15 protein-coding genes are annotated in these 19626 nt (G+C 34.2%); 13 read left to right on the top strand and 2 right to left on the bottom strand.

What is annotated here, in order from left to right:
- Nucleotides 1-77 precede the first annotated feature (77 nt).
- Nucleotides 78-1457 (top strand): sodium-dependent transporter, encoded by a 1380-nt coding sequence (locus EJN67_RS05945; RefSeq protein WP_129723431.1) that lies wholly within the window; start codon nucleotides 78-80, stop codon nucleotides 1455-1457.
- A gap of 116 nt (nucleotides 1458-1573) precedes the next feature.
- Here the strand turns inward: EJN67_RS05945 and EJN67_RS05940 are convergent, their stop codons facing one another.
- Together EJN67_RS05940 and EJN67_RS05935 are read right to left on the bottom strand one after the other, a co-directional pair.
- Nucleotides 1574-3379 (bottom strand): sensor histidine kinase, encoded by a 1806-nt coding sequence (locus EJN67_RS05940; RefSeq protein ID WP_129723430.1) that lies wholly within the window; start codon nucleotides 3377-3379, stop codon nucleotides 1574-1576.
- Nucleotides 3380-3416: 37 nt separating this feature from the next.
- On the bottom strand, nucleotides 3417-4934 hold the full coding sequence (locus EJN67_RS05935; protein WP_165000765.1) for a response regulator: 1518 nt from the start codon (nucleotides 4932-4934) through the stop codon (nucleotides 3417-3419).
- Nucleotides 4935-5307: 373 nt separating this feature from the next.
- Between EJN67_RS05935 and EJN67_RS05930 the strand changes: the two genes are divergently transcribed.
- The 12 genes from EJN67_RS05930 (at nucleotide 5308) to EJN67_RS05875 (ending at nucleotide 19520) form a co-directional block, all read left to right on the top strand.
- On the top strand, nucleotides 5308-6291 hold the full coding sequence (locus tag EJN67_RS05930) for an ABC transporter permease (protein ID WP_129723428.1): 984 nt from the start codon (nucleotides 5308-5310) through the stop codon (nucleotides 6289-6291).
- Nucleotides 6292-6321: 30 nt separating this feature from the next.
- On the top strand, nucleotides 6322-7209 hold the full coding sequence (locus tag EJN67_RS05925) for a carbohydrate ABC transporter permease (protein ID WP_129723427.1): 888 nt from the start codon (nucleotides 6322-6324) through the stop codon (nucleotides 7207-7209).
- A 166-nt stretch (nucleotides 7210-7375) separates the two neighbouring features.
- Nucleotides 7376-8971 (top strand): extracellular solute-binding protein, encoded by a 1596-nt coding sequence (locus EJN67_RS05920; protein WP_129723426.1) that lies wholly within the window; start codon nucleotides 7376-7378, stop codon nucleotides 8969-8971.
- Nucleotides 8972-9189: 218 nt separating this feature from the next.
- Nucleotides 9190-10542, top strand: coding sequence for an FAD-dependent oxidoreductase (locus EJN67_RS05915; RefSeq protein ID WP_129723425.1), 1353 nt, complete (start codon nucleotides 9190-9192; stop codon nucleotides 10540-10542).
- Nucleotides 10543-10634: 92 nt separating this feature from the next.
- Complete coding sequence (locus tag EJN67_RS05910) at nucleotides 10635-11576, top strand: DUF4434 domain-containing protein (protein ID WP_129723424.1); 942 nt, start codon at nucleotides 10635-10637, stop codon at nucleotides 11574-11576.
- Nucleotides 11577-11620: 44 nt separating this feature from the next.
- Nucleotides 11621-11980: an SGNH/GDSL hydrolase N-terminal domain-containing protein gene (locus EJN67_RS05905; protein WP_165000764.1), complete on the top strand. Its 360-nt coding sequence runs from the start codon at nucleotides 11621-11623 to the stop codon at nucleotides 11978-11980.
- Entirely contained in the window at nucleotides 11981-12640 is a 660-nt protein-coding gene (locus EJN67_RS05900) for an SGNH/GDSL hydrolase family protein (RefSeq protein ID WP_129723422.1), read from the top strand.
- A gap of 528 nt (nucleotides 12641-13168) precedes the next feature.
- Complete coding sequence (locus EJN67_RS05895; RefSeq protein ID WP_129723421.1) at nucleotides 13169-13696, top strand: P-loop NTPase family protein; 528 nt, start codon at nucleotides 13169-13171, stop codon at nucleotides 13694-13696.
- A 326-nt stretch (nucleotides 13697-14022) separates the two neighbouring features.
- Nucleotides 14023-14709: a phosphoribosylaminoimidazolesuccinocarboxamide synthase gene (locus EJN67_RS05890; RefSeq protein WP_129723420.1), complete on the top strand. Its 687-nt coding sequence runs from the start codon at nucleotides 14023-14025 to the stop codon at nucleotides 14707-14709.
- 32 nt (nucleotides 14710-14741) lie between these two features.
- A complete protein-coding gene (locus EJN67_RS05885) occupies nucleotides 14742-16091 on the top strand; it encodes a DUF1015 domain-containing protein (protein WP_129723419.1) in 1350 nt (449 codons plus the stop codon).
- Between the two features lie 30 nt (nucleotides 16092-16121).
- Nucleotides 16122-17207, top strand: coding sequence for a hypothetical protein (locus EJN67_RS05880; RefSeq protein WP_243641240.1), 1086 nt, complete (start codon nucleotides 16122-16124; stop codon nucleotides 17205-17207).
- A 135-nt stretch (nucleotides 17208-17342) separates the two neighbouring features.
- Nucleotides 17343-19520 carry a beta/alpha barrel domain-containing protein gene (locus EJN67_RS05875; RefSeq protein WP_129723417.1) on the top strand — a complete coding sequence of 726 codons (2178 nt, stop codon included), beginning with the start codon at nucleotides 17343-17345 and terminating at the stop codon, nucleotides 19518-19520.
- Nucleotides 19521-19626: the final 106 nt, after the last annotated feature.

Below are 19626 nucleotides of genomic sequence, written 5' to 3'. Positions count from 1 at the left end.
GTATTAAAGTTTTCCTTTCACTATTTCAGAATATACCGTATAATATGTATATTATATCTATCATTGGAGGAGATTTTATGCAACAAGAGAGGGAAACTTTTTCATCGCGGCTAGGCTTTATTCTAATCTCTGCCGGTTGTGCAATAGGTTTGGGTAATGTCTGGCGGTTTCCGTATATTACAGGGCTCTATGGGGGCGGATTCTTTGTACTTATATATTTTTTATTTCTTTTAATCATTGGATTGCCAATTATGGTTATGGAGTTTTCTGTGGGGCGTGCCAGTCAAAAAAGTGTTGCTGTGTCTTTTGATGTTCTAGAACCTGAAGGCAGTAAGTGGCATAATTTTAAATGGTTTGCAATGGCAGGAAGCTATTTGCTTATGATGTTCTATACTACTATTTCAGGCTGGATGATAGCTTATCTTTTCTTTATGATAAGGGGAGATTTTGTGGGTGTTACACCAGCAGAAGTAGGAGCAATTTTTGAAGGACTTACTTCTAATACAGGGGCAAGCGTATTTTGGATGATTATTTCCTGTACTTTGGGTTTTGGCGTTTGTTCTTTAGGACTTCAGAATGGTGTTGAAAGGATAACTAAAGTCATGATGTCCTGCCTTCTATTTATAATGATTGCTTTAGTTGTGCGATCAGTTACACTGCCTAATGCAATGGAGGGTCTTTCTTTTTATTTATTGCCTAAGGTTGATAAAATAGCTGAGAATGGGCTTTGGTCAACTATCTATGCGGCAATGGGGCAGGCCTTCTTTACGCTGAGTATCGGGATGGGATGCATGGCTATATTTGGGAGCTATATTTCTAAAGAGCATAGTTTGCTTGGAGAGAGTTTAAACATTATAATCCTTGATACCTTAGTAGCAGTTATGTCCGGACTTATTATTTTCCCGGCATGTTTTTCCTTTGGAGTTAATCCTGATAGTGGACCTGGGCTTGTTTTTATTACTTTACCAAATATTTTTAATGCTATGCCGGCAGGGCAATTATGGGGAATTGCATTTTATATATTTATGGTTTTTGCTGCCCTATCTACTGTAATTGCTGTGTTTGAAAATATTATTTCCTTTGGTATTGATCTTTTTGGTTGGACAAGAAAACGATCGGTGTTTATTAATTTTTTTGCCGTTATTCTTTTGTCTTTACCATGTGCCTTTGGATTTAATATTTGGAGTGGTTTTACACCATTGGGACAAGGTTCTTCTATTCTAGATTTGGAAGATTTTATTGTTAGCAATAATATACTGCCTCTAGGTTCATTGGTTTATGTATTTTTTTGCGTTAGTCGCTATGGATGGGGATGGAAGAATTTTATTAATGAAGCTAATGCAGGTAAGGGAATAAAGTTTCCCGAAAAATTAAGATTTTATCTTACCTTTATTTTGTCAGTTATAGTTTTGATTGTTTTTATATTTGGTTATATTGAAAAATTTGCTTTACTATAGAACTTAGACAACTAAAAGAGCTACCATACTTTCAGTATGAGAGCTCTTTTAGTTTTTGATATTGTATTTATAAATTATTGAGTTTTAATAGCTTTAAAAATGTCACGCTATGTTTTTTAATGTAAATTTTCATTTTTATAATTGTACGGTATTATGATTGTAACTTTAGTCCCTATATTTGGTGTTGATTCAAAAATAATTCGTGATTGATTGTCATAATATAATTTTAGTCGGTCTATGACATTCTTAAGTCCATAACCACTTATATGCTCTTTATTAGTATGAAATTCGCTATAACTCATCAATTTAGCTACTGTACTATGATCCATACCTATACCATTATCTTCAATAACAATTTGTATAATTTCTCCTTGTAGTGTTGCAGAGATATAGATTTCTCCATGTTCTGCATCAGAATTGGTAATTCCATGAATAATGCTATTTTCTACAATAGGTTGTAATAGTAGTTTCATAATCCTATAATTTTTAAGAGAATTACATATATCAGTATATAGATATATGTTCTTTGAAAATCGGAGCTTTTGTAACTCTACATACAAACGTACATGTTCTATTTCATCTGATAGAGTAATGAAGTTGCTACCATTGCTTAGACTTATTCTATAAAATTTGGATAGTTTTAAAACTATATCACAAACTAATTCCATATCATTCCGTTTAGCGGTCCATAGTATAAGATCTAGGGTATTATATAAAAAATGCGGATTAATCTGTGCTTGTAGCACTTGCATTTCCATGGCGTTAAGATTTTTTCCTAATTGATATTGATTTTTCATTAAAGTATCAATCTCTTCGATCATACGATTAAAACTAGTTTGGAGGTCTCCAATTTCATCAGCGCTATCGACAATGCATTTAACATTAAAATTACCACTTTCGACAATTCTAATCTGTTTTGCTAGATTGCCTATTCTTTTAGCATTATACTTTCCACAAAAATATGCGAGTAAATAGACGCAAATGCTTGTTAAAATAATCGATAACACAAATCGGAATTTTAAATTGGATTGGGCTGCTAATAGATCCTCCATAGAGTTTATGGAAATCAATTTCCAAGTATTCCATAATGATACCATTCCAATAACATTATTGTTAATTACTGATATATTTTCAGATTTATTTGCCCCTACATTTTTTTGAATAATATTATTAATAGAGTCTAAATTAAATTTATCATTTGTTGTATATATAAGTAATGGGTTGTAGTTTTTGTCAGTGATTATGATTTGTCCTCTTGAGGTATAATCTGCAACCTTCATTGAATCTAATATGTCTTTTTCTAGCATATCTATACATATTACACCAATAATTTTTTCGAAGTCTTTAGAGCTTCGTATAGGAACGATAACTGATATAATTCGCTGGATATTATTTAAAATATACCTATATTCATAGGGTTCTGTAAAATATAAATCTGTATAAAAACTGTTAACCATTTTGGCCCATTTTGTGCTGGCAAAGCTATCCAGATTATAAGTAGTATCATTACGATTGCTATAAATGAACTTACTATCTACATATAGGCGTATTTTATACATTTCAGGGGAAGATGATAAAAACGTGGATACAATATTATCGAGATCTTTTAAATCATCTAATTGCTCACTAAAAGAGACAGATGTAGGGTCTTTTTCAAGAATTGTAGTAACAGCAGTCTGTCTAGAAAGAACTTTAGCTGTATTTGCTAGATCAGTTAGTTTGGTATTTATAGAGCTTTCAACTTGATGCAAGTATAATTCTGATATTGCGATAGATTGGGTTTTTATTACCTGCAGGTTTTGATAATAGGAGAAGTAAGACAATAAAATAACAGGAACTAGTATAGTAATACAGAATGATATTATTAGTTTGTTTTGATATGAACTATTTATATAAGCACTTTTAATAGAATCAAAAAACATTTATTTATTCTCCTCCTTGCGGCTATAATTATATAAATTACCATAAATGTTTATTTCGAAAAGCAGTTGGAGTAATACCAAAATATTTAGTGAAGGTCTTAGTAAAATAATTTTGGTTATTATATCCTATTTTTTCTGAAATTTCACCTATAGTAAGATTTGTATTTGTGAGTAGATACCTCGACTTATTCATCTTTACTTCTCTTATAAACTGATTTAATGTTCTACCAGTATTTTTCTTATATAAATGACATAGGTATGTTGGTGTAAGATATACATGTTTTGCTATTTCATCAATGGAAAGATTTTCATCGTAGTTTTCTAAAATAAATCTTTCAACATCAAAAATAATGCGGCCCTTATCATCTAGATTATTAATATTATTTTGAATTTGATCCAATAACTGTAGCAAATACCCTTTGATATCTATTATATCGGAAGCATATATGATTGTTTCCGTAATATACTGTTGTTGTATATGGTCACATGTTTGAATTTTTTGGTTCAACTTAAAAGCTATTTTGGTTAATTCATCTTTAATAGCCGGGATATCTTCTGAACGACAGTTGCACATATAACTTATGTATTCTTCTAAGAAATCGATGGCAGTTGCTATATTATTATTTTCAATTTGCATAAAAAACATAGTCTCTAAATCTCTAGAGGGTACAAACTGTGTTGTATTTAAACTATTATATGATATTAGTTTACCATATCCAATCAAAAAAGCAGATTTAATTGCCTCATTAGCTTGCATGTATGAGATTTTTAAATGTTCATAGGATGATACTGGATTACTTACGCCAATAGTTAAAAATCTAGAAGAGTCTTTTATTATGTCAAAAAGTCCATCAAGTTGTTTTAATATTTCTTTATCTAGTTTATATTCATTATTTACATTTGCATGTATAATATATCCAATACTTATAGGTGAAATTACATAATTACCGTTAAAAATATGAGATAAAGCTTGTTGAAAATAAGGCAGATAATGGTTGACTGTGATCAATTCCCCTCCTGATTTAATTTCATTGTTGACGTTGGAACATATAATAACTGTAATCAAAGGATTATCCAATTCAATAGGAATATTTTCTAAAGATCCAGGATTGATCCAGCTTTTTTGAATAAGATTTAAAGCAATATCATTATCATAGGCAGTATTTTTAATCGTATAATGTTGGATGCAAGCGGCCTTGGCTTTTTCAATAGCCTGTATCAATTCTGATAATTCAAAAGGTTTATAGATATAATCTATGGCATTTAGATGGATTGCACTTTTTAGAAATTCCTTATCTGAATAAGCACTTAAAAAAATTACTTTTATATAAGGATAGTGTGGTTGTATATAGTTAACGAATGAAATGCCATCCATTTTTGGCATCCTAATGTCACAAAGGATAATATCAGGTTTTAAATCCTCAATTAATTCAATGGCCTCTAGCCCATTAGTTGCTTCGCCACAGATATAAATATCCATCATAGACCAATTTATTGAAGATTTTATCCCTTCTAAAGTTACTGGTTCATCTTCTACGAGCAGCATTTTAAACATTGGCATTTGCCTCCTTTAAAGCATACTAGTATCATATCTATGCTATATATAGGAAAGTTTATATTTGTGTCAAATTAAAAGTAACAAAAGGATAATTATAATATCTTAGACTATAATAGCAAAATACGAAATTGGTGTCAATTGAGTACTAAAGTATATATTTTCTGGTACTATATACTCGCATGATAAAAAGCAGTATAGCAAGAATGTATCAAATATCGTAATATTTTACTAATCAATAAGAAAACATTATATAAATTCTCAATATACCACTAATTTTCATCTATATAATTCATTGCTGGCTTACTATATTCCATATATGATATGGGTAAGCAATATTAATATCAAATGGGAAATGGGGGATATAGCATATATGAAAAATGGCATTTATGACTCAAAAAACATACAAACATCTCAAAAAACTATTTACAGGAAGGAGAATTCGTTTAAGCGATACTTCAAGCAAAACTATGACATGTATTTATTATTGATACCTACTCTAATCTTTATAACTATTTTCAATATCGTCCCATTGTATGGTATAACACTCGCCTTTAAGGATTACAACATGTTTGCAGGCGAAACACCTTGGAAATCTATTGGGGCCAGTGAATGGGTTGGTTTTAAGCATTTTGCCAATGTTTTTGGACGAAGTGACTTTAAAAATGCCCTTGCTAATACATTGATTATTAGCACTTATAAGATATTATTTCTTTTTCCACTACCTATTATATTTGCAATATTTCTTAATGAGGTTAAGAGTATTAAATATCAAAAGGGATTACAGCTAGTGGTATATCTTCCACATTTTTTATCATGGGCTGTTGTTTCTGGTATTTTTGTTACGTTGCTTAGTTCTACAGGAGTCGTTAATACGGCCCTTTCTAATCTTGGACATGAAAAAGTTAAATTCATGATGGATAATTCTATATTTAGGAAGGTATTGGTATTTTCTGAAGGTTGGAAAGAAATTGGATGGAGTTCTATAATATATTTTGCTGCAATTGCAGGCCTTGATCAGGAATGTTATGAGGCTGCATATATCGATGGCGCGAATCGATTTCAACAGATGTGGTATATAACTTTGCCAGGTCTATTGCCTACCATTATATTGATGCTTATTCTTCGTGTTGGAAGCATCATGGATGCTGGATTTGCTCAAATTTTTGCTATGTATAATCCAACTGTATATGAATCTGCAGATATTATAGGTACTTATGTATATAGAATGGGCCTTGGCAAAATGGACTTTAGTATGGGAACAGCGGTAGGTCTCTTCAATTCATTAATTGGATTGATGTTAGTTTTAAGCACTAATAAGTTAGCAAAAAAACTTACAGGGAAGAGTATTTGGTAGTAATTTTTATGAATGGAGGACGATAAGCATATGGCAACTAGACGTAAGCATAAAGTTTCTGCTTTTATGATAATAGATATATTAATACTGTCTTTGTTTGGGGTAATTACATTATTACCTGTATTACATGTTGTTGCTAAAGCCTTTAGCGGAGAAGGTCCGGTTATAGCGGGTTTAATTTCATTTTGGCCCAAACAATTTCAAACTGATACAATTTTATATGTATTAAAAAAACCAGAATTTTCAAACTCTTTTGGGATATCTGTTTTTATTACATTGCTTGGGACATTTATTGCCATGTTTTTGACTGTTACAGCCGCATATCCCTTATCCAAACCGGAATTAAAGGGAAGAAAATTTTTCCTGTATATATTTGTATTCATTATGTTATTTAATGCAGGTATGGTTCCTAACTATCTATTATACCGTTCATTAAATTTGACTAATACGATTTGGGCTTTAATTTTTCCAGGTGCCTTTTCTGTATTTAATATGTTAATAGTCAAAAATTATTTTGAATCGCTACCAGCTACTATAGAAGAGGCAGCTAAGATTGATGGTGCGTCCAATATGCAAACGTTATTCAAAGTGGTACTTCCAATGTCATTGCCAGTATTGGCAACAGTTACATTGTTTTATGCAGTGGCTTTCTGGAATAATTATATGGCAGGCGTTTTATATATTACAGATCCATTTTTGAAACCTCTACAGCAGTATCTCTATGATTTGATAAATGAGGCTCTTAATACTCTAGATGCAACAGGAAATGTTGCAGACATAGATTCAGCAATGAATCTTACAGGGGAAAGTGTACGTGCTGCAACTATTGTTGTATCAACAGTACCTATTTTGATTGTCTATCCATATTTACAAAAATATTTTGTAAAAGGCATAACTATAGGGTCAGTAAAGGGATGACTATTATATATAGTTAGCAGAACTATAAAATGAAATTTATAGTACTTTTATGTTATATTGGAAGGTGGTGAAGCGGAAGACTAAAAGACCAATGTAGTGCTAGCAAGATCAAACACTTAAATTTGCTTTCGTAGATTATTAAAAGATAATAGTGGGGAGGATTACTATGAAAAAGTTTGTAAGTATTTTACTGGTTATTCTAATGATTATCAGTATAGTTGGTTGTGGCAAAAATGATAAACTAGATGTAGATAATAATACAGAAAATCAGGATAATTCTAAAAATCAATCTGAAAAATCAGATGAGTCAAAAAAGGAGGAAGAGGATCCATTTTTGACAGGTGAAAAGCCTGAAATAAATATTCTCACATATTATACAGGCTATAATATGGAAGAACAACCTAGTTACAAAGTAGTTGAAGATATGACTGGTTATAAAGTAAAATGGTTTAATCTACCTCAAGAAAATGCAGATGAAAAATTGTTGCTTGAAATAGCAGGGGGTAGTTCCTACGATCTTCTTATGAGGATGAGTCCTAACCAAACTAATCAGCTATATGTTCAAAATGCATTATTAGATTTAAAACCGTATCTAGATAAATATGGTGAAAACATATACTCTGCTGTTTCTGAGAGATCATTAAATGCTCTTACAGATGATAAAGGTATGATTTATGCTTTACCTCATGAAGCTTTTGATGGGCCACAGCCAGGCGGTAAGCCATATGGTGTTTTAAAAGGTGGAATAGGATTTAATACCTCATATTTAGAGGAACTAAATAAAGATATTCCAAAGACTTTGGATGAATTCTACGATGTATTGAAGGCATATACTGATAAGACAGGAAAGCCTGCATTAACGCAATCTGCTAATGCTTGGAATAATGTTATTTTAGCTGCCTTTGGGATGGGAGATCCAACATGGTATGATATAGATGGAGAATATGTGCATCGTATTAGACATCCTAGGATTATAGATTATCTTTCTTTCATGCAGAAACTATATAAAGAAGGTATATTAGATAATGATTTTCCCGTAAATACAGTTGCAAGTGCAAAGGAAAAATTCACAAATGGAATTACGCTTGCATATCCGGTTATGTTCTGGGATGCAGATGGCATATATAGTGCATTTGCGTCGGCAGGGATTGATACAAAAATGGAAGTGGCAACGTTCTTAGCTCCAGATTCTAGTACTAGTCCTACTGTATATATAAGACAAGGAATACTTAATACAACATGTATTCCTAAGACATCCAAAAATCCAGAGCATGCTATGATCTGGTTTAATACAATTTCAGATATTGATAACTTTGAAAAGATTTATCTAGGGGAAAAAGACATTTCTTATGAAATTAAGGATGGAGGTTATTATCCTATATTTCCGGCTTTTAATGATTATACTAATTCTGATAAATTTACCGGGATTATACCATCAGGTAAAGCTTTTGAAATGTGGCAAGCAAGAGCCAGAAAGACAGAAGCTATGGCAGAAATGTATGATCAGATGAATTCGAGAGTAGAAGAGTATGAAATTGTGAACTACTATGAAAACTACGCTGCGTCTCTTGAAGCTGTACAGAAAAATCAAATGGCACTAAATACTATGGTAAATGATTTTTTAATCAAAGCTATTGTTGATGGCGGAGATCCTAAAACAGCGATAGATAACATTATTGCAGAATGGGAAAAAACCGGAGGCAATGATTATGAAAAAGCTATGAAGACTTGGTATAAAGAAAATAAGGAAAAGTTTGATTAACAATATCTGCATAGTAAGTTGAGAAGAGAGCATGTATTAGTGTAGGCAGAAATCTGATAAACTATATAGCTTTCATAACTATAGTTTGTCAGATTTCTGTTATTTAAAAAATGTATATACAACCAAGATAAATACCCAAAATAAACTAATAATGCTATCTATAAAGTAGTTAAGTTAATAGAGATTGACTTTTAATTTTAAACTAGGAGGCCTATGCTATGAATTTGAAAATTCAATTTACATATGAAGCAGATGTAGTTGTATGTGGAGCAGGGACAGCTGGTGCTATTGCGGCTATTGCATCTGCTAACGAAGGAAAAAAAGTGGCTTTAATAGAGCAATTTGGTGCCGCAGGAGGAAGTGCCACATTAGGTCTTGTCACACCTTTGATGCATACAGGAATTGAGGGAAATCCCATGTGTTCATATATTTCTCAAAAGATCAATGGCAAGCTCATAGAATATGGTGGGGCTAGTGGGGATGGTTCGGCATTTGATCCACAGATGTTATCTTTGGTTTTAGAGGAGTTTTTAGCTCAAGACAATATTAAGATCTTTTATTATACATTTATCTGTGATGTACTAAGAAAAGAAGATTCTATAGAAGGTATTTTTGTACAGAATAAATCTGGTCGAGGCATAATAAGCGGCAAGGTATATATCGATGCCACTGGAGATGGTGATGTAGCCTATCTGTCAGGGGCAGATTTTAAATCGGGAGATGAAGAGACAGGGAAGAACCAACCAGTGTCCCTTCGCTACATGCTAGGTGGTATTAACATTGAAAAGTTTCGGGAGTTTTTAGCTAAGTATGGACATATATCGGACAATATCTCTACAGCAATGACAATACCAAATCGCAATTGGCCTCTATATCCTATATTTATGGAGGCAATTGAAAATGGAGATCTAGTGGAAGATGATGCAGTCTATTGGCAAATATTTGGGGTGCCAGGCAGAAAGGATACATTGGCATTTAACTGTCCAGAATTTTTCGATGCCACTGATGGAGTAGACTTTGAAGATCTTACACATGTTCAACTCCATGGGAAAATGGCTATAATGCGGCAACTTAAGTTTTATAAGAAGTATCTGCCAGGTTTTGAGAACGCATATATATCCCAAATAGCTACAATGGTAGGTATTCGTGAATCACGTAGAATTGTAACAGATTATATGTTAAAGGCAGATGATATACTGGCACATAGAAAGTTTGTAGATGGAATTGTCCAATCAAATTATCCTATAGACATCCATGGTAGGAAATTAAGACTTGAGGCCAATGTGGTTGATAGATCTTTCGAGGGCAATAGACCATTTTATGAAATTCCATATCGTAGCGTAGTTGTTAAGGGAATCGATAATTTACTAGTAGCTGGTAGATGTATAGGTGCTGATTTTGTTGCCCAGAGTTCTCTGCGTATAATGCCAACATGTAGGGCAATGGGAGAAGCCTGTGGAATCGCAGCGGCTATTTCTATAGACAATAATATCGATCTGCATAAAATGGATGGTAGTAGAGTTAGGAAGCATATGATAAAAAGAGGTGCAGAGTTTGCTGATAATATATAATCTTTGTGCACGCAATACAAATAAGAAATTTGTTGTTATGCATAGGGATTTTGCATTTCAAAGCATTTGTATAGTACAAGGGAGGATATATAATGGTAAAACCAATTAGAGGAAGCTGGTTTGAATTTCAACATCATAATAGGGCTGAAGGTATATATTGGAACGAGAGCTGTAAAAACTTCAATTGTGAAGACTGGGAGGCTAAAATAAGAGAGATGTCAGAGATAGGAATAGAATATCTCGTATTATTGGCAAGTGCCCTATATGAAGAGGCGTATTATAATTCTTCATTTTATCCGAGAGCAAATCTTAACTGCGCTGACCCTATGGAGGCAATATTTGTAGCTGCCGATAAATATGGTATGAAATTTTTTGTGAGTGGAGGATTCTTTGGAGACTGGACTGCCGATAGGGTAGCTTTTAATGACCTTAATATAGAGAGAATGCGTCTACAGGCTTTAAACGAAATTGCGGAACAGTATGGGCATCATCCAAGCTTTTATGGTTGGTATTGGCCTAGGGAGGCGTATATTCACTCCTATTTTCAGGAGGAATTTATTAGATATGTAAATACTTGTAGTAGAGAAGCACGAAGGCTTACCCCAGATAGCAGAATTCTCATTGCACCATATGGTACCAGAGAGGCAGTACCTGATGACAAGTTTGTAGGGCAACTAGATAAGCTAGATGTAGATATTGTAGCTTATCAAGATGAAATAGGTGTTCAAAAGACAGAAGTTCATGAAATACCTAAAATATATGAAGGTTTGAGAAGAGCGCATGATAAAGCATCGAAAGCGGCGATTTGGGCAGACGTAGAAGTTTTTCAGTTTGAAAGTACAGTCTATAAAAGCGCTCTTCTACCTGCTTCTTTTTCACGGGTGAAGAAGCAACTAGAGACAGTATCTCCCTATGTTGATGTGATAACTATATATCAATATCAAGGAATGATGAACAAGCCAGGTTCTAATGCCTTTGCAGGTCATCCAAATTCTACAAAACTCTATCTAGACTATGTGAACTGGTTAGAGTAAAATAATTATATTTTAAATATATCTATACAAAGAAGGTGTTCTATTTGAAGTATATTAGCATATTAGAGAAACCATTTGTACTGTCAGGTTTTCCATGGATAGAAAGGAATAACAATCTATGCCGTCTTCCTATGGATTTTCTTGATCTGTTTTCGGACGGTCTAAAGATCATGGCCTGGCATACAAGCGGAGGCATGGTGAGATTTAAAACTGATTCAGAGCGCATATGCTTGAAAGCAAAATTAAAGCCAGCCTATATGCATCCTAATATAGCAATGATTGCTTTAGCTGGTTTTGATTTTTATATGGGAGAGGGAAGAAATAAGGCGTTTTATGCAAATATATACCCAGAGTATAACACTTGGAAGGTTGAGGGAGAGATAGGTGGAGGGTTAGCTGGATAAATGCGCGAATGGACTATATATCTACCCCTATATTGTGGCGTAGAGAAACTAGAAATAGGGATTATGGAGGATGCAAGTATACTCCCGCCGAAAAAACAGACCATTGAAAAGCCTATAGTATACTATGGGCCATCCATAACTCAAGGAGCTTGTGCTTCTCGACCAGGTAACGCATATACTCATATTGTTAGTAGATGGCTTGATGCAAATTTTATAAATTATGGGTTTGGAGGTAATGCGAAAGGGGAGCCGGAGCTAGCTAGAATCATAACCTCTATGGATATGAGTGTTTTAGTTATTGACTATGATTATAATGCACCTAATCCTAAACATCTTAAAGCTACTCATGAAGCTTTTTTTAAAATTATAAGGGAAAAGAATCCATTATTGCCTATTGTTTTTACCACTATGGCCTACTATCATCATTCAATGGCTAAACTAGACTATGGTGAGATAGAGGAGAGAAGGGATATTATATACGAAACCTTTGACAAGGCTAAGATGGCAAGGGATAACAATGTTTACTTTAAAGATGGCTATGAGTTTTTTAATAAGGAAATAGCAGATAGCTGTACTGTGGATGGTATTCATCCTTCAGATATAGGAATGCTATATATGGCAAAAGCTGTCTATCCTATTTTAAAAGATATTTTGAAGTAATACTATTGCTGCTGATTTTATAAAAATGACTAAATCATTTAACTATTCATCCCAAAATATAGTACCATTGTTTTTGCTTTCTATGAAGATACTTATACAGTTTGTGAGAAAACACAAAAAGACAGCTGGCATTAGTAGATGGAGCAAATAAAAAAAGTAAAGCAGACAAGTATGCAAATATGGTAAAGTTATTATGGGTTCATATTTATTTTTTGCATAATGTGATATACTTAGCATAACGAAATTATTTTACCATACTGAAAGTATTCTACTGTTGAGCACACAGGATGCAGGATTATTATGTAGCATTTGTACAGACTATTAGAACAGGGGACCCTTAATGTCTGAATGGCTACAATATAAAATATGATGATAATGACAGTTTATCAGATAAGTTAGAGAAGTATCAAGAATATCTCAAGATTTGAGTATCTATCCACTAAGCTTTCTTCAATTGTTGTATTCAATCTTATGAGAATTATTTTTATGAAAAAATGACTTTGAAAATCAATGGTATGGGGGGAAGAGATGACAATTGGTAAGAGAATAATGATAATAGGATCACCTGGAAGTGGGAAGAGTACATTTTCACGGAGGCTTGCTGAAATCACATCTATACCACTTATACATCTTGATAGAACATATTGGAATGCTGGATGGATAGAGACACCGAAGGAACAATTTTATGCTTGGCAGCGGAAAATAGTTCAAGGGGATACATGGATAATCGACGGGAATTATGGTAGTTCAATGGATATACGCCTTTCGAAGGCAGATACGGTCATAAACTTTGAACTTTCAAGGTGGACTTGTATTGTGGGATACTTTAAGAGGCTCATTACCAATGTGGGACAGAGTCGACCAGATATGGGAGAAGGTTGTCCTGAGCGGCTAGACCTTGAATTTATAAAATATATTTGGAAATTTCCCAAGAATATTGCTGGAAAGAATAGAGATAGAATAGGACAATGTGAGAGATTAAATGTGATAACATTTAAGAATCGTAAGGAAGCTAACAGTTTTTTGGAAAAGATCAGTCAATCATTTCGGGATTAAATATGTATATATTAAACTGGGTCGGGATATATACGTGGGTATAGATGTCCCTGTATATCGAGTAGTAAAGGAAGAAAGTTGTTACTATCTTTAGGTGTTTAGCAGGATTGTTTTAAGATCTAAAAAGTTATAGTTTTCTGTGTTAAATTTTAAAATTAATGAGTATGGATAGTATGAATTATATTTCACGTCTTATTAAAATTATCATTATTCCTATACATTAAAATATGGTATAATAACAAAAAACCTAAATAAAGAATGTTTAATTAATAAAAATACAATAAATGATTAAGTAAGTAAAAACAAATGTGAAAGGAGCTGTCAATATGAAGTTAGTGTACAAGGGTAAGACAAAAGATGTCTATGAGATGGATGGCGAGAAATATCTATTGAAATTCAAGGATGATGTAACAGGAGAAAATGGTAGATTCGATCCAGGAGCTAATACGGTGGGGCTTACTATGGAAGGTGCAGGTAAAGCTGGGCTGCGATTGACAAAATTCTTTTTTGAAAAATTAAACAATATGGGTATACCTACCCATTATGTGGATGCTGATATTGAGAATTCTTCTATGATAGTGAAAAAAGCTACAATGTTTGGAAATGGCATAGAGGTAATATGCAGGTATAGAGCAACAGGAAGTTTTATGCGCCGTTATGGAATGTATGCAAAAGAAGGTCAACCTTTAGATGCTTTTGTGGAGATAACCCTTAAGGATGATGTTAGGAATGATCCTCCTATAACGGAAGATGCGCTAGATATGCTGGGTATCCTCTCAAAAGAGGAGTATAAGGTATTAAAGGATCTTACTCAGAAGATCAGTGGCGTTGTAAAAGATGAATTAAAAGCAAAGGGAATGGAACTATATGACATTAAGCTTGAATTTGGGAGGATAGGTGAAGATAGACATATTGCTTTAATAGATGAAATATCGGGAGGTAATATGAGAGCTTTTAAAGATGGTAAATATATTGAACCATTAGAGCTTGAAAAAATAATGTTGGAGAATTAACCTTTTACAAGATTTTAAAAGGAGAATTGAAGATGAAGAATAATATAGGTGTTCACATACCTTCAATATTGATGCCAGCCGATGGTATAGATCTTTCAAAATGGGCAGTTATAGCATGTGATCAATATACGTCTCAGCCAGCATATTGGGAGAATGTAAAAAAATATATTGGTAAGAGTCCTTCAACATTTAATATAATTTTTCCTGAAGCTTTTTTAGAAGATGATGATGCACAAGATAGGATTAAAAGGATAAATAACACCATGAAGGAATATATTGAAGGGAATATCCTTATTCCACAAGAACCAGGTTTTATATATACTGAAAGAGAATTATCTGATAATAGGACGCGCAAAGGTCTTGTGATGGCGATTGATTTAGAAGAGTATGATTATACTAAAGGTTCTCAATCGCTAGTTAGAGCAACTGAAGACACAATTATTGAGAGACTGCCAGCTAGAGTAAAAATAAGGGAAAATGCTTATGTTGAATTGCCCCATATTATTGCTTTAATTGATGATCCAGATAAAACAGTGATCGAACCTGTATCTCAAGAAGTTGATAAATTAAAAAAAATATATGATTTTGATTTAATGATGGGTGGAGGCAATATAAAGGGTTATAAGATCGATGATAGAGAAATGCTTAATAATATAATTAATGCCTTAAGCGAGCTTGCCAATCCAGAGATATTCAAGAAAAAATATAATATATCCTCTGACAAAGGGATATTATTGTTTGCTGTAGGAGATGGCAATCATTCCCTTGCTACAGCGAAGGTGCATTGGGAGAATATAAAAAAGACACTTTCTAAGGAAGAAATTGAAGATCATCCTGCAAGGTATGCATTAGTAGAGGTTATTAATTTGCATGATGATGATCTGAAAATGGAGCCCATCCATAGAGTTGTTTTTAATGTCGATTCAAAAAAAATGCTAAAAGATTTACTGGATTATTTAAATGCTAAAGGTTGTGAAGCCGAGTTTAGGTGTTTTGATACAAAAGAGGAAATGAACGAAGAATATGGGAGACTCGGTAGTGAAAAGGGTTTTCAGACCTTTGCTTTTGTAACTCCAATTTCCCATGGTGTTATTTATATTAAGCATCCTCGGTATTCACTTGAAGTAGCTGCATTGGATGCTTTTTTAAATGAATATATTAAAGATAATGCTAATATAAAAATAGATTATATACATGGTGGTGATGTTCTAGATTCACTGGGGTCAAAGGAGGGCAATATAGGATTTTTTCTCCCGCCAATAGATAAATATGATCTGTTTAAGATTATAATTGAAGAAGGTGTATTGCCTAGAAAAACATTTTCTATAGGTGAGGCTAATGAAAAGAGATATTATCTTGAATGTAGATGTATAAGGAAATAAATGAATTGTATTGGAGAAGGTGGGATTCCATTGAGGTTGCAAGATAGGCAAGAACTTAGGAATTTACTAATTAAGCATTATGCAAAGTACCCTAAGATGGAGCTTCAAGATATAATAAAATTAATCTATCAAAATGAGTTTGCAGGCGGGCATATGATTATAGATGAAGAAGGCAGCTTAAAGCGTCTACAAGAAGAAGTTTCAGGATTGGAGCTAAATTTTAATGATAGTATGTCTAATGATATGTTCGATGAAATTGGTAATGGCCTATGTAGGTTCTATTTAACAGCTATACGAGATTCTGGGATAGATATTAAGACAGTAAATACATTCTTTATAAATACTGCAAACTCAGTATATGGAGACATTAAGAGTTTTGAAAAAAAACTTAAGGTAGTTAAAGAATGTTGCAGGGATGGTTTTTTACCTTATCCATTAAAAAGGCTTGAGATATATCTAGATGATTATAGATCTAAAGGTTATCCGCCAGTTAGTCATAGTAAAATTTATCGAAATTCATATTTACCTGCATATCGAGTAGTAAAGGCGAAATATTGTTACTATTTCGAAGTATTCAGTAGGATTGATTCTCTACTAAAGACACATGCTACTGTAAATGTGGCTATTGAGGGAAATGCTTGTGCGGGGAAGACCACTTTGGCTAATATTATAGGTGAGATATATGATTGCAATATATTTCATATGGATGATTTTTTCTTACGACCTGAGTTAAAGACAGCGGATCGATTAAACGAAGTGGGCGGGAATGTCGATTATGTAAGATTTCAGCAGGAAATAATTGAAGGATTAAAAAAAGGCATGGAATTTCAGTACCAGGTATACGATTGTAAGAAGATGATACTGGATAGATATGTATCGGTTCAGCCTAAAAGGCTTAATATAATTGAAGGTGTTTATAGCATGCATCCTACTCTAATTGATAATTATGATTTAAAGATATTTTTATCCATTGATGAAAAAGAGCAAAGTGAAAGAATTTTGAAGAGAAATGGGGCTGTCATGCAAAGGAGATTTTTAGAAGAGTGGATCCCCCTAGAAAATCGGTATTTTAAAGAGATGGCCATTAAAGATAAAAGTGATTTGATATTTAGATAGAATTCTAAAAAACAGTTAGCCGGATATAACATCTGTAGAATATAAAGAGTTATATACGGCTAATTATTTAGATAGACAGAATTCTCAAAATATATATCAAATGTTTACGAATATATTATACGAGGAGGATTTATCATGAACAATAATAAGGCAAAAAATCCTTGGCAAGAACGATTCGGCTGGTATCATTACGATTCCAAAAGCATTTACAAATTTACAGATGAGGATTTTGACAAAGCTGCAAAAAAGTATCGCGATGCGGGTATTACAACTATTATTCTGTTCGGGGCGCATTTCCGATTTTCTTACTGGGCATACTGGGATGATATTGTGAATTTTATAGTAAGATTTACTGATGCCTGTCATAGATACAGTATGAAAGTTATTGAGCATCATTCTAGCCATCTTACCTATCAGCCGATCAGCGAGAATGACTGGGTAAAACTATTGGCACCGGCTTCTGGAAATGCGTATTATAAGGATTTCCGCGAGACTTCGCAGTCAAATCCTACCTTTGACGTTGCACATCTGGATGATTTTGCACAGATTGATGGCAGTACAGGAAAACCTGCCCTTTCTTCCTATATCCATACGGAAGGCAAGGATGTTCATTGGGTTTTCAAACATTACAACGGGCACGCCCATTGTTTTAATAACCCGGCGTATGAGAATGCTTATTGGAAACACATTAAGGATATAGTTCAAAAAGCGCATGTTGACGGTATTATGAACGATGATGTGCAGTGGTTTGGAGGCGGTAACGCCTGTGCTTGCAAATACTGCCGCGCAAAATTCAAGGAAGAAACTGGATATGACCTTCCTTATCCTGACAAATGGGCAGAGTTTTTTGAACATTACGAAAAGCCTGAGTACATAGCCTGGAAAAAGTTTAAGAAAAAGTCCAGTGGTGATTTTCATCGTCGGATGGATGCTTATTACAAAAGCATTGGATTCTACCCGATGCGGCCTGCTTATTGTGCGGAAGTGATCCCCTTCGATACGACATGCTATGGTTTCGAGTCGGCGTCAGAGCTCTGGGATTACATCTTTCAGGAGTGCTGTGGTATTATTCGTTATTCATATGTTTGTTTTGCAGGTGAAGCTATACATCGTTATGCGATGGCCAAACGGAAGGGTGTACCATCAATGGCTCTAATGTATCCTGCAACGAAAGATTCTATGTATGCTTCTTGGGCGCTGTGCAGGTCATGGGGGCAGATGTATACTGGTACTGGTGGAATTGGCTCAGAATTATACGATAAACCGTATCGAGATTTTGAAAAGATCTATGGTAAGTATCTGGATGCTCCGGAAAAGAAACCAGACATTTCCTTTTACTTCTCCGAGAGTACCCGTGATTATTCCGACAAGGACGCCCCGCAAAAATTTATGAAGCCTTTTATGAGTTATTTGGAATCTGCTTATGTTACTGGTCTGATGTGTGATATGGTATTTTGCTCCGATGCTGTAGAAACGTTTTCCGCATCTCCTGCGATTGCCGCTGTTTCTGTCGCAATGATCGGAGATGCAGAGATTGAAAAACTGCGTTCCTATGCGGAAAACGGTGGCAGGTTGATGCTGTTGAATAGCTTTGCTATGAAAAATGATGATGGTACGTTTCGCTCCCTCAATGAAGGTCTTGAAAAGCTCGGTGTGTGCTCCCGCCTTGTAAAGAAACAGTATGAGGGCTCGGAACAGTTCTGCTTTGAAGGAAAGAAACATGTATTTACCGCTGCTAGTTCAGAATATATCCTTGATGCCTACGGAACGGTTATTGCTCAAGGTGAAGATGGCGAAGTGCTTGCTGTTTGCGAGGCTATCGGAAAGGGAGAGGTTATTATTCACCCTGGTGATGTTTCAGACAATCCGATTCAGCCAGCGGTCTGGCCCCGCGGAAACACACCGGTAGATGCTTCTGCGATACCAGAGATGAAGGCAACCAACGGCAAATTGCTCACACTTTGTCTTAATAGCCGAAGGATAGAGCATGACCAGGAGGATCTCTTGACGACAATTTATGAAACTGGTGAAGCAACGATAATTCATTTGGTGAATACTGCGGGCATGCTTCCGGAAATGGATTCATTCGGTACTATAAAAGATCCGATTCCTGCGTTCTGCGACGGTGCGAATAAGATGCCTGAATTTCTTATCCATCTGAACGATTACGGCCGGATCCCCTCTTCTGCGGAGTTGGTAACTCCGGAATCGGAACGTGTCACTTTGATACCGTGTCATTTGAATGAAAATACTCTTGTTTTACATATTCCTGAAAAAACTTTTTCTGGTTATGCATTAATTATTCTAAAATAAGTAGCAAATAACCGCTTCTAGCCAAGTGGAAGCGGTTATTTGATTTAAAACCATTAAAGCCCACTTTGATATAGAATAATCTTGTGGGTCAAGCATTAATATTCTC

The organism is Xylanivirga thermophila, from assembly GCF_004138105.1.
GTDB classification, from domain to species: Bacteria; Bacillota; Clostridia; order Caldicoprobacterales; family Xylanivirgaceae; genus Xylanivirga; species Xylanivirga thermophila.
The sequence above is the reverse complement of the archived record's forward strand: the minus strand, read 5'-3'. Positions and strand labels throughout refer to the sequence as shown.

Excerpts from the sequence above, each read along its gene's own strand:
- EJN67_RS05945 (WP_129723431.1), top strand. The coding sequence starts at position 78 with ATGCAACAAGAGAGGGAAACTTTTTCATCGCGGCTAGGCTTTATTCTA.
- EJN67_RS05940 (WP_129723430.1), bottom strand. The coding sequence starts at position 3,379 with ATGTTTTTTGATTCTATTAAAAGTGCTTATATAAATAGTTCATATCAA.
- EJN67_RS05935 (WP_165000765.1), bottom strand. The coding sequence starts at position 4,934 with ATGTTTAAAATGCTGCTCGTAGAAGATGAACCAGTAACTTTAGAAGGG.
- EJN67_RS05930 (WP_129723428.1), top strand. The coding sequence starts at position 5,308 with ATGAAAAATGGCATTTATGACTCAAAAAACATACAAACATCTCAAAAA.
- EJN67_RS05925 (WP_129723427.1), top strand. The coding sequence starts at position 6,322 with ATGGCAACTAGACGTAAGCATAAAGTTTCTGCTTTTATGATAATAGAT.
- EJN67_RS05920 (WP_129723426.1), top strand. The coding sequence starts at position 7,376 with ATGAAAAAGTTTGTAAGTATTTTACTGGTTATTCTAATGATTATCAGT.
- EJN67_RS05915 (WP_129723425.1), top strand. The coding sequence starts at position 9,190 with ATGAATTTGAAAATTCAATTTACATATGAAGCAGATGTAGTTGTATGT.
- EJN67_RS05910 (WP_129723424.1), top strand. The coding sequence starts at position 10,635 with ATGGTAAAACCAATTAGAGGAAGCTGGTTTGAATTTCAACATCATAAT.
- EJN67_RS05900 (WP_129723422.1), top strand. The coding sequence starts at position 11,981 with ATGCGCGAATGGACTATATATCTACCCCTATATTGTGGCGTAGAGAAA.
- EJN67_RS05895 (WP_129723421.1), top strand. The coding sequence starts at position 13,169 with ATGACAATTGGTAAGAGAATAATGATAATAGGATCACCTGGAAGTGGG.
- EJN67_RS05890 (WP_129723420.1), top strand. The coding sequence starts at position 14,023 with ATGAAGTTAGTGTACAAGGGTAAGACAAAAGATGTCTATGAGATGGAT.
- EJN67_RS05885 (WP_129723419.1), top strand. The coding sequence starts at position 14,742 with ATGAAGAATAATATAGGTGTTCACATACCTTCAATATTGATGCCAGCC.
- EJN67_RS05875 (WP_129723417.1), top strand. The coding sequence starts at position 17,343 with ATGAACAATAATAAGGCAAAAAATCCTTGGCAAGAACGATTCGGCTGG.